Below are 9,956 nucleotides of genomic sequence, written 5' to 3'. Positions count from 1 at the left end.
GGGGGAGATGGCCGGCAGGCCAGAGGGGGGTGCCTGGGCGCCACGCTCCCAATGAGCAAAAGCTCGCAAGCCGCCACCCTCCGCCCTGGCACCATCGACGATGTCGAAACCATCCATGCCGCCCTGCTGCGCCTCGGCACACATATCGGCGCGCATCAGGAAATCACTTCGACACCCGAGGATCTGCGCCGCTACGGCTTCGGCGCCAACCCCGCCTTCTCGACCCTAATCGCCGAGATCGACGGCGAGTTCGCCGGGCTTTGCCTGCATTTTCCGATCTTCTCGACCTGGATGGGCCGTCCCGGCGTCTATGTGCAGGACCTTTATGTCGAGGATCGCTTCCGCGGCCGCCGCATCGGCGAAAAACTGCTCAGACGCGTGGCGAAGGAGTGCCGCGCGGAGGGCGGTGGCTATCTGAGGCTGTCCGTCGATACCGACAATGAGACGGCCAAGGCCTTCTACGAAAGACTGGGCATCGGCCGGTCGAGCTACGAGCAGGTGCAGAAAATCGTCGGCGATGCCTTTTTCGCCTTTGCCGATACGCTGGAGGAATGACGATGAAAGCCTTCTATGCCGAGGAGCAGAAGCGCCATGACCCGAAAGCTTTCCTCTCCAGCGGCGCGCCTCAGCCCAACCCGGAAAAGCCGGAGCGGATTGAACGATTGTTAGCCGGCGCAAGATCGGCCGGCTTGACGATCGAACGTCCAGGCAATCATGGGCTTGGCCCGATCGCCGCGGTGCATACGCCTGAATATCTCGATTTCCTCGAGCACATTTTTGGGCGCTGGCAGCGCATCGAAGGCGCCTCGGCGGAAGTCATCCCGAACATCCACCCGATCGCCCGCAACGGCTCTTATCCAGCCTCTGCTGTCGGCCAGGCCGGCTACCACATGGCCGACACCGCCTGCCCGATTTCGGCCAAGACCTGGAACAGCGCGCTGTGGAGCGCCTGGAGCGCGGTGGAAGCTGCCGAAGCGGTTATCGCCGGCGCGCCTTCAGCCTATGCGCTCTGTCGCCCGCCAGGACATCATGCCTTCGCCGATGTCGCCGGCGGCTTCTGCTTCATCAACAATTCGGCGGTCGCGGCGCAAGTGCTGCGCAAGAACGCCGCCCGCGTCGCCATCCTCGATGTCGACTTGCACCACGGCAACGGCACGCAAGGGATCTTCTACGCCCGCCCCGACGTGCTGACCGTCTCGCTGCATGCCGATCCGGTGCGCTTCTACCCGTTCTTCTGGGGATATGCAGACGAGCGCGGCGAAGGTCCCGGCCTCGGCTACAATCTCAACCTGCCGCTGCCGCGCAAGTCCGGCGACGCGGCCTTTCTCGGAGCGCTGGCGACGGCCTTCCAGCGCATCCGCGCCTTCGCGCCGGAAGCGCTGGTCGTGGCGCTCGGCCTCGACGCTTTCGAGGGCGACCCATTCGGCGGCCTGTCGGTGACGACGCCTGGCTTCTCGCGCATCGGCGAAGCGATAGCCGGGCTCGGCCTGCCGACGGTCATTGTCCAGGAAGGCGGCTATCTCTGCGATGCGCTCGGCGACAACCTCACCGCTTTCCTCACCGGCTTCGGCGGCAAGCAGGGTTAGAAGCAATTCCAGGAAAGTGTGTAGCGGTTTTCCGTCCGGAATTGCGTAAAGCTAAAAACTACGAACGCTGCTGCCGCAGCATCGCGATCACGCGATGCACGCTCTGCAGCGTCTCGTCGATCTCGTCCGCCGTGTTGTAATGCGCAATGCCGATGCGCACGACGCCCTGCTCGGCGGGTATGCCGAGTTGGTGGACGACCTCCCACGCATAATTGTGGCCTGACCAGATGAAGATGTTTTCGGCATTCATCTGCCGCACGATCGTTTCCGGCGCGATGCCTTCGACGGTGAAGGAAACGGTCGGCACCCGTTCCGCGAGGCGTTCCGGATCGGTGATGCCGTGGATCACCAGGCCTTCGATGTCGGACAGGCCTTCGATCAATTGCCGGGCCAGCGTATTCTCGTAAGCGATCGAGACCTCGAACGCCTTGGCGATCCGCTGCCGTCGCGACCCGCTCTCGCCGGCGGCAGCGCCGAGATCGGCGAAATAGTCGATTGCCGCCGTCAACCCGGCCATCAGCTCGATCTGCGGCGTGCCGAGTTCGAACCGCTCGGGCAGGACGTTCGACGAGCAGCGGCATTTGTAAGGCTGGAGCGCGTCGATGACGTCGCGGCGGCCCCATAAGATGCCCATATGCGGCCCGAAGAATTTATAGGCCGAGCAGATCAGGAAATCGCAGCCGAGCGCCTGCACGTCGATCAGCCCGTGCGGCGCGAATTGCACGGCATCGACATAAACCAGCGCGCCGGCCTGTTTAGCTGCCGCCGTCAGCGCCTTCACCCGGTTGATCGAGCCGGTGAGATTGGAGGCATAGTTCAGCGCGACAAGCCGCGTCTTTTCCGAAAGCAGTCCCTTGAGCGCCGCCTCCTCCACCTGCCAGCTCCGCTCGTCGAACGGCAGGAAGCGCACGACCAGGCCGAGATCCTCGGCAAGCTGCAGCCAGGGCGAGACATTGCCCTCGTGGTCCATGCGCGTGACGATGATCTCGTCGCCTGGCTGCATCGTGCGGCCGAGGGTGCGCGACATGTGGTAGGTCAGCGTCGTCATATTGGCGCCGATGACGATCTCCTCGACGCTTGCGGCGTTCAGGAAATCAGCCATCGCGGCATGCGCAGCGTCGACCACTTTTTGGGCGGCGACCGTAGTCTCAAAAAAACCGCCCAGATTGGCATTGGTCGTCAGCAGGCAGCGGGACACTGCGTCGGCCACCGCTCGCGGCACCTGCGTGCCGGCGGGATTGTCTAGATAGATGCGGCGATGGCCTTCGTCAGTCAGAGAAAGCGCCGGAAATCTGCCGCGCACGTCCTCGATCGGAAAGTCTGCCATCGTCTCCACCTCTTTGTTTTCTAAACGATTCCCGCTCAAGGACACGGATTGCCGACACGCTGGTGGATGGCGTCGACCGCCTTCTGCATCTCGTCCGTCCAGGTGACGTCGACCGAGGACAGCGCCGTCTCGAGCTGCGCAACGCTGGTGGCACCGACGATGTTCGCCGTCACAAAGGGCCGGCTCGCCACATAGGCGTTGGCGAAAAGCGCCGGCTCCATGCCGAAGGAACGCGCCAGTTCATTGTATTGAAGCAGCACCTCCGCCGCGTTCGGCGTCTCGTAGCGCTGACCGCGGTTGAAGAGCTGCGAGCGCGAGCCCTGCGGTCGCGCCCCATGATCGTATTTTCCGGTGAGATAACCCTGCGCCAGCGGCGAATAGGGAAGAAACGCGATCTCCTCGCGCTCGCAGACTTCGGCAAGGTTCACCTCGAAGGTGCGGTTGACGAGGTTATAGGCATTCTGCAGCGAGGCGACGCGCGGACCGGCGCCCTTCTCGGCTTCGAATACAAAACGCATGACGCCCCAGGAGCTTTCGTTCGAGAGGCCGAGATGGCGGATCTTGCCGGCTTTCACCAGGCCCTCGAAGACGGCAAGCGTCTCGGCAATCGGTGTTTCGTCTGCGGGCCCGGCTGCGGCATCGGCCCGGCGCGCCACCGCTCCGATCCGCGTCGGGTTCGAACCCCACGGAATGTCCCGGTCCGGCCAGTGGATCTGGTAGAGGTCGATATAATCGGTGCCGAGCTTGGCCAGCGATTTCTCGACCGCGTCGACAATGTCGGCGCGCACCAGCTTCGACGGACGATCGCCGCGGAACCACGTATTGGCCGTGCGGCCGACCACCTTCGAGGCAAGGATGACCTTGTCGCGGTTGCGATTGGCCTTCATCCAGCTGCCGATGATCCTCTCGGTTCGCCCTTGCGTCTCCGCCTTGGGCGGGATCGGGTAAAGCTCGGCCGTGTCGATGAAATTCACCCCGCGCGAGAACGCCAGATCCATCTGCGCGTGGCCCTCGGCCTCGCTGTTCTGCTGGCCCCACGTCATCGAACCGAGACAGATTTGCGAAACAAGGAGATCGGTCCGACCAAGGCGGCGTTTATGCATAAAATGTCTCCGACGGGAGTTTTTGCGCGGGCTGCGCGGGGAGGAAGTTGAACATAGAGCAAAACGCTTGCGTTTTGCAAAGTCGCCCAGTTTCGAGATTGGCCGAAGCGTCAGTCAGTTCGTCATTCTAGGGCGGAGCAAGGAGCGAAGCGACGCGCGCAGACCCAAGGATCCATTCCGTTACCTTAAGGCGTTGCAGCGATTACAGAATTCTGCACCGTTGCACTCTACGTTGAAGGTCACGGAATGGATCCTTGGGTCTGCGCTCCGCTTCGCGTCGCTACGCCCAAGGATGACGAATATCGGAGAGGCTCCAGCCAATTTCGATGGCTTGCGATGGGTCGCCGAAGCGAACAGTTGAAGTCTCTGATGGAGGGAACTACCGCCTGGCCCCGGCCAAAGCCCGCCGCTTCGCCTCGTCGATCAGCATGTTGGCAACCTGCATGCGGATCATGGCGCGCTGGCGCAGATGCGGCGCGACCCGGTCCGGATGGTTGGCGAAGGCGAAGTTGCGGCGGATGCGACCGAAATCGGCGTTCTTGGCGGGACGGTCGAGGCCGAGCTCGCTGGCGATCGCTTCGGGATCGATCGGCGGCAGCTTCTCCTCCGGCCAGTGCTCTTCGCCGGCAAGCGCCAGTTTCGCCTGGTCGAGAAGTGCAGCGAACTCGGCAGCAAGGTCGGCGCCTTGCTCGCGATATTCGGCGGCGACGCTCTCGCCGGCGACCTTGATGCGGCCGGAATGCAATTCATCGGCCACGGACAGATAATCGAACGGGATAGACGGCCGGGCGCCCTCGTCCTCGCCTTTCTCGGAGGCGACGATCAGGTCGTCGAGCAACGAAGCGAAATCGAGCTTGTTCCCGGTGCCGATCTCAACCTCCCTGTCGTGACGGCATGCAGTGATGCCGCCAAGATAGGGCGCTCTCGTTAAGAATGAATTCTGGTGATGTTAACAATTGGCGGCTTTTCCGCCCGGCAAGACGGCATCGGACAAGACGGCATCGGAAAATAAAAAGCCGGACTGCTCATTCGTGCAGTCCGGCAAGGTCGCCAGGAGTGGCGAGGAAAAAGCCAGCCATGTGCCGGCACGGGTGCCTACGGTCGAGCCTGCCGAAAAGTTTCACGGAAAATCGATTGTGGCGGGAAAAATTGTCGCGGCATGGCAGCCATGCAAATGCTGCACTGCACAATTTTAACAAATCGCCTATATGCTGGAGTCGGGAGGACCAACTGGGGCAACTGAGTCATGGGGTTCTTCACTGAAATGTTCGCTCGGCCGAGGCCGCAGGAACACCAGCGTTACCGCTCGGCGCTTGCGCTTCTGAACGCGATGAGCAATGCGGACCGCGCCGATATCGGCGTCAAGCCGGCGGATTTTCCGCGCATCGCTCGCGAAATGTCGATCCGCTGAGCTGAGCCAAAGAGGTTTCCCGGAATCCCGGGAAACCTCCAAGCCATTCAAAATCAACGATTTCCGAGGAAAGTCTGCTTGCTGAGCGGCACGCCATTGTGGCGCAGGATGTCGTAGGCCGTGGTGACGTGGAAATAGAAATTCGGCATCGCCAGATGCAGCAGATATTGCAGGCCGGGCAGCGCGGTTTCGCGGCCGCCGAGCCGCACTTCGACCGTCCTGTCCTCAGACCCTTCCAGATCGGCCGCCGCAAATGTCGCCAGATGATCGAGCGTCTTGGCGATCCGGGCCTGCAACTCGGCAAAGCTCGCTTCATTGTCCTCATATTTCGGCACCTCGCGCCCGGCGAGCCGCGACGGCGCGCCCTTGGCATGGTCGGTAGCGATCTGGACCTGCCTGGCCAGCGCGAACATGTCGGGCGCCAACCGCGCGGTGAGGAACACCTGCGGATCGATCTTGCGTTCGCCGGCATTCTGCTCCGCCGCCGTCAAGACGCTGGCCAGCGCCTCCAGCCTGGCGGAAAAAACGCCCACAGATATATCGTACATGGAAATGGTCACGGGCAATCTCCCCACGCGGCCCAGCGCCGCGGGCCGTGAACTAGCGCCTCCAGCCACGATTCTTCAAGCGGCCCTGTCCACGGCGTCACCGCGCCGCCGCAATCGCCGTGGTAGTATTTTCGTTACCGCGGAGGATTCGATGAAAAGAGCTACTTTCGCAGCGACTGTCTTTTTCTCATTGGCCGGCTTCACGCATTCCGCGCTCGCGGCGGATGCGCCCTATGTTGATGACCGATCAAGCGCCGATGCGGTCGTCCGCTCGCTTTACAGCGCCATCAACCGTCACGAATTCGCCCGTGCCTGGGGCTATTTCGGCGATACGAAGCCGGCAAAGGATTTCAACGCCTTCGTCAAGGGTTATGACGGCACCGACAACGTCGAAGTCAAGACTGGCGCTATCTCGGAGGACGGTGCTGCCGGCAGCATCTACTACAGCGTCCCGGTTGCCATCCAGGCGACCGACAAGAAAGGCGACGCCAAGGTTTTCGCCGGCTGCTACACGGTCCGCCAGGTCAATGCGCAGATCCAGGAGCCGCCCTTTCAGCCGATCTTCATCGACAAGGGCGCGTTGAAGCCGTCGACCGAGGATTTCGACAGCGCCGTGCCGGCAAGCTGCGGCGACGGTCCGCCGCCGCCGAAGAAGGACGAGGCGCTGGAACAGGCCAAGAAGGCCTTCCTCGCCACGTATGCCGGTCAGTGCGACAAGCAGGATCCGGACGGCAAGCCGATCGGCGAGCCAGAGGCTCATTCCATCCATTATAAGGACAAGGACGCCCAGCCCAGCGACCCGGAACGCGAGACGCGGCTGTTCCGCTTCTTCTGCTCGATGGCCGCCTATAACGAAACGGCGGTCTACTACATCACCGACGATGTCAACGGCGTCTCACAGTTGCAGTTCACCGAGCCGGATCTCGACATCCGCTACGAGAACAACAACAGCGAAGGCAAGGTCGAATCGATCCACATCATTGGTTTCAAGACCAGCGGCTGGGCGACCAACTCGGACTATGACGACAACACGAAGACCATCACCACATCCAACAAATGGCGTGGTGTGGGGGATGCCTCGTCATCGGGAACCTACCTCTTCCGCAACGGCGATTTCTCGCTTGTCCAGTATGACGTCGATGCATCCTACGACGGCGAGCAAAATCCGCAGACGGTCATCGACTACAACACGGCGCCTTGAGCCTCGGCAGAGGAAATCAGGGAGCCCTCGTCAGCATCCAGTTCAGCGTGCCGCGCCAGTCGACCATGCGAATCGGCGTGCCGTGCGTGCCGGTTTCGAAGCGCACGAAGCGGGTCGGATAAGCCTTCCTGGCGAGGATCGAGCGGAAGAAGGCTTCCTGCTTGTCCACCGGGAAGACCGTGTCATGGCTGCCCTGGCCGAAGAACACCGGCACGCGGCGCTTGAAGGCGGGGCTGGTGAGAAAACTGTCGTCCCATAGCGAACCGAGCAGTAGCAGGCCGTTGATGCGGCCGCCCGTGTCCTTGCGCGCGGCGAGCTTCCAGCAGATCAACCCGCCCATCGAGCCGCAGGCGACGAAGATCTTCGCGCCCGGCGATGTCTCGGCATAGTGGTCGATGAGCGCTGCGACCTGCGCCGCGCCCTTGTCCCCGAAATCGGGAAAATCCGGCGAAAGATAGAGACCGTTGTTGGCGGCCATCAGGTTCTTGATGCGGTTGAAATTGCCGCCGAAGGTGAAGTCGTCGACGCCTTGCTTGCGGCTGCCGCCTTGCCCGTGCAGGTAGAGCACGATGATGGACGCGCTTTCCGTCCGGCCGACCGCGACATGCCTGATATCGCCGGCATCGGTCTTCAGCATCAGGTCCTGCTGCACCTTGCGCACACCGGGATCGGTGTATTGCGCATGCACGCGCTTTTCCGGCACCTCGTCGCGTTGGTTGATGTCGCGCATCTCGCGATAGTCGAGGACGGTGTAAGCGCCGTTGTCGCCGGTCGACAGTGTCGCCGGATAGGCAAAGAGATCGTCCTTGAACGATTTTAGCGAAAGCGTTTGCCCCTCGGCCGTCGAGAGGGAAAGCGCTGTCGCGGCGATCAGGGCGAAGAAAAGTCGGAAACGCAAAGCCATGCCGAGAGGCATGCGAAATTCGGCTCCGCTTTGTCAATCCTGCAGAACGCCGCCCGCCCCTTCCAGCGCCTCGCGTGTGTCGACATCGATCGAGGCACCCTGCCCGATCTCGACATCGATGACGTCGAGGCCCTCGGCTTCGACCAAATGCCGCGCCCCGGTATCGCCCTCGAGCTGCGCGACGGCCGCGAAAAGCGATCGCGGCAAAAGCACCGGATTGCCTTGCTTGCCTTGGTGCGAAGCGCGCACCACGGAGCGACCGTCGGAGCTGCGGAACGCGTCGATCAGGCTGTCGAGGTCTTTCGACGAAACGCCGGGCATGTCGCCAAGCACGATCATGGCGCCGGCCGCGTCGGGCGCGACCTTGGCGATGCCCGCCTTCAACGACGAAGCGAGGCCATCGGCGAAGTCCGGATTGTCGGCGACCCTCACACCGAGACCGGAAAGCGCGGAACGCACGCGCTGGCGCTGGTGGCCGGTGACGACGACGGTGGCGGCGGCCTTCGAGGCCAGCGCGCGGGAGGCGGTACGGCGCACCAGCGGCTCGCCGTCAAACAGCGCCAGAAGCTTGTTCGGCCCGCCCATGCGGCTCGAGCGGCCGGCGGCCAGCAGCACGATATCGACTTTCAGCGCCGATCTTGCCGGCTGCGGCGCCGGCTCGCGCGGCTGCGGTCTGGTCGGGATTTCCATCAAAAGCCCGCCGACGCCCATTCCGGCAATATCGCCCGCCGTCACCTCAAGCCCGGCAACCAGGCGATCGAGTACCCAGTCGAAGCCATTCTCCTTCGGACTGCGCGCGCAACCGGGCGCGCCGACGACACGCTTGCCGTCGAGCGTTCCGAGCACCAGCAGATTGCCGGGATCGACCGGCATGCCCGCGCGGACGACGGTACCCCCGGCCTGTTCGATCGCGGCCGGCACGACATCGGCGAAGTCGCTCATCGCCGAGGCGCCGAAGATCACCACCATGTCGTTGTCGCGCGCCAGCGCGGTTGCGGCCGCGGCGACCGGCGCCACGTCGTGCGGCGTGCGCCGCTCGGCCGTCAGTCGGCCGCCGAAACGCGCCAGCCGCGCCTCGGTGACGCGCAGCGTCTTGTCGAGCACGCTCGGCTTGACGCCGGGAAGCACCGTCTGGATGACCCCGACAGTAACGGGCCGATAGGCATTGACGGCAAATATCTCGCGGCCGGCGCAAATTCTCACCACGCTGTCCACCAGGCTTGCGGCGACGGCAAAGGGGATGATCTTGACCGTCGCCACCATCTGGCCCTTCTCGACCGGCGTGTGCTGCGCCAGCGTCGCGATGGTGATGGCTGGATCGACGGCATTGATGGCGTCGATCATCGCGCTGTTGACGGTGAAGACGCCAGCGGCTTCGGCATGGAGGTTGACCCGCCCCGTCGCGGCAGGCTTGGCCGCGACATTGCGGTGGCGCATACCGGTCGCGATCCGTTCGGCGGCGGCGTCTTCGCCCAGATCGCCGGGAGAAAGCACGGCCGCGACGACTTCGCTGATGCCCGCCGCTTTCAGCACCCCGACATCCTCTGCACTCAGCCGATGCGCTTTGCGGAAACGTCGCTCGCCGACCGTCGTCGCGTGCGCAAGCACGGCGCCTTCGGCCTGTTCGATAGGAACCGGGCCGAATTTCACGCTGCGGCTTCCCTGGCTTCAAGGCCGCGCGAGCGAAACGCGTGAATGACCTGCGCCAGCACGGCGACGGCGATCTCGGCGGGGCTGGCCGCGCCGATATCGAGACCGATCGGCGCCTGGATGCGACCGATCTGCTCGGAACTGGCGCCCAGCGCCAACAGGCGCTCGACACGCTTGGAATGGGTTTTCCTGCTGCCGAGTGCCCCGACATAGAAGCACCTGGCGT

Annotated in this window: 12 protein-coding genes; 5 read left to right on the top strand and 7 right to left on the bottom strand. The window is 63.4% G+C overall.

The window, feature by feature from the left end:
* Positions 1-51: 51 nt before the first annotated feature.
* On the top strand, positions 52-555 hold the full coding sequence (locus FJ980_RS27655) for a GNAT family N-acetyltransferase (RefSeq protein WP_140546838.1): 504 nt from the start codon (positions 52-54) through the stop codon (positions 553-555).
* Positions 556-557: 2 nt separating this feature from the next.
* On the top strand, positions 558-1,586 hold the full coding sequence (locus tag FJ980_RS27650; protein ID WP_140546837.1) for a histone deacetylase family protein: 1,029 nt from the start codon (positions 558-560) through the stop codon (positions 1,584-1,586).
* A gap of 58 nt (positions 1,587-1,644) precedes the next feature.
* Here FJ980_RS27650 and FJ980_RS27645 read toward each other — a convergent pair whose 3' ends face one another.
* The 3 genes from FJ980_RS27645 to FJ980_RS27635 form a co-directional block, all read right to left on the bottom strand.
* Positions 1,645-2,913: a cysteine desulfurase-like protein gene (locus FJ980_RS27645; protein ID WP_140546836.1), complete on the bottom strand. Its 1,269-nt coding sequence runs from the start codon at positions 2,911-2,913 to the stop codon at positions 1,645-1,647.
* 35 nt (positions 2,914-2,948) lie between these two features.
* A complete protein-coding gene (locus FJ980_RS27640; protein WP_140546835.1) occupies positions 2,949-4,016 on the bottom strand; it encodes an aldo/keto reductase in 1,068 nt (355 codons plus the stop codon).
* Positions 4,017-4,395: 379 nt separating this feature from the next.
* Entirely contained in the window at positions 4,396-4,854 is a 459-nt protein-coding gene (locus FJ980_RS27635) for a hypothetical protein (protein WP_140546834.1), read from the bottom strand.
* 118 nt (positions 4,855-4,972) lie between these two features.
* On the opposite strand from FJ980_RS27635, the gene FJ980_RS27630 reads away from it, so the two are divergent.
* Complete coding sequence (locus FJ980_RS27630; RefSeq protein ID WP_140546833.1) at positions 4,973-5,212, top strand: hypothetical protein; 240 nt, start codon at positions 4,973-4,975, stop codon at positions 5,210-5,212.
* A 50-nt stretch (positions 5,213-5,262) separates the two neighbouring features.
* Positions 5,263-5,427, top strand: coding sequence for a DUF1127 domain-containing protein (locus FJ980_RS27625; RefSeq protein WP_140546832.1), 165 nt, complete (start codon positions 5,263-5,265; stop codon positions 5,425-5,427).
* A 53-nt stretch (positions 5,428-5,480) separates the two neighbouring features.
* Here the strand turns inward: FJ980_RS27625 and FJ980_RS27620 are convergent, their stop codons facing one another.
* A complete protein-coding gene (locus FJ980_RS27620) occupies positions 5,481-5,987 on the bottom strand; it encodes a DUF1993 family protein (RefSeq protein ID WP_140546831.1) in 507 nt (168 codons plus the stop codon).
* Positions 5,988-6,126: 139 nt separating this feature from the next.
* Here FJ980_RS27620 and FJ980_RS27615 point away from each other — a divergent pair, with 139 nt between their 5' ends.
* On the top strand, positions 6,127-7,176 hold the full coding sequence (locus tag FJ980_RS27615) for a DUF1176 domain-containing protein (protein ID WP_140546830.1): 1,050 nt from the start codon (positions 6,127-6,129) through the stop codon (positions 7,174-7,176).
* A 16-nt stretch (positions 7,177-7,192) separates the two neighbouring features.
* On the opposite strand, the gene FJ980_RS27610 is transcribed toward FJ980_RS27615, so the two are convergent.
* From FJ980_RS27610 to FJ980_RS27600, 3 genes are all read right to left on the bottom strand, one after another.
* Positions 7,193-8,080, bottom strand: a complete 888-nt coding sequence (locus FJ980_RS27610; RefSeq protein ID WP_140546829.1) for an alpha/beta fold hydrolase — start codon at positions 8,078-8,080, stop codon at positions 7,193-7,195.
* 33 nt (positions 8,081-8,113) lie between these two features.
* Positions 8,114-9,730: a molybdopterin-binding/glycosyltransferase family 2 protein gene (locus tag FJ980_RS27605; protein ID WP_140546828.1), complete on the bottom strand. Its 1,617-nt coding sequence runs from the start codon at positions 9,728-9,730 to the stop codon at positions 8,114-8,116.
* The coding region (locus FJ980_RS27600) for an XdhC family protein (RefSeq protein ID WP_181181318.1) at positions 9,727-9,956 on the bottom strand (230 nt) is incomplete at its 5' end. The genes FJ980_RS27605 and FJ980_RS27600, both read right to left, overlap by 4 nt.

The organism is Mesorhizobium sp. B1-1-5, from assembly GCF_006443065.1.
GTDB lineage: Bacteria > Pseudomonadota > Alphaproteobacteria > Rhizobiales > Rhizobiaceae > Mesorhizobium.
Note: the sequence above shows the minus strand (reverse complement) of the source record. Positions and strands in the feature narration are given on the sequence as shown.

What these genes read in the sequence shown, in the direction of transcription:
- FJ980_RS27650 (WP_140546837.1), top strand. Translation starts at nt 558, where the DNA reads ATGAAAGCCTTCTATGCCGAGGAGCAGAAGCGCCATGACCCGAAAGCT.
- FJ980_RS27615 (WP_140546830.1), top strand. Translation starts at nt 6,127, where the DNA reads ATGAAAAGAGCTACTTTCGCAGCGACTGTCTTTTTCTCATTGGCCGGC.
- FJ980_RS27625 (WP_140546832.1), top strand. Translation starts at nt 5,263, where the DNA reads ATGGGGTTCTTCACTGAAATGTTCGCTCGGCCGAGGCCGCAGGAACAC.
- FJ980_RS27640 (WP_140546835.1), bottom strand. Translation starts at nt 4,016, where the DNA reads ATGCATAAACGCCGCCTTGGTCGGACCGATCTCCTTGTTTCGCAAATC.
- FJ980_RS27655 (WP_140546838.1), top strand. Translation starts at nt 52, where the DNA reads ATGAGCAAAAGCTCGCAAGCCGCCACCCTCCGCCCTGGCACCATCGAC.
- FJ980_RS27610 (WP_140546829.1), bottom strand. Translation starts at nt 8,080, where the DNA reads ATGGCTTTGCGTTTCCGACTTTTCTTCGCCCTGATCGCCGCGACAGCG.
- FJ980_RS27645 (WP_140546836.1), bottom strand. Translation starts at nt 2,913, where the DNA reads ATGGCAGACTTTCCGATCGAGGACGTGCGCGGCAGATTTCCGGCGCTT.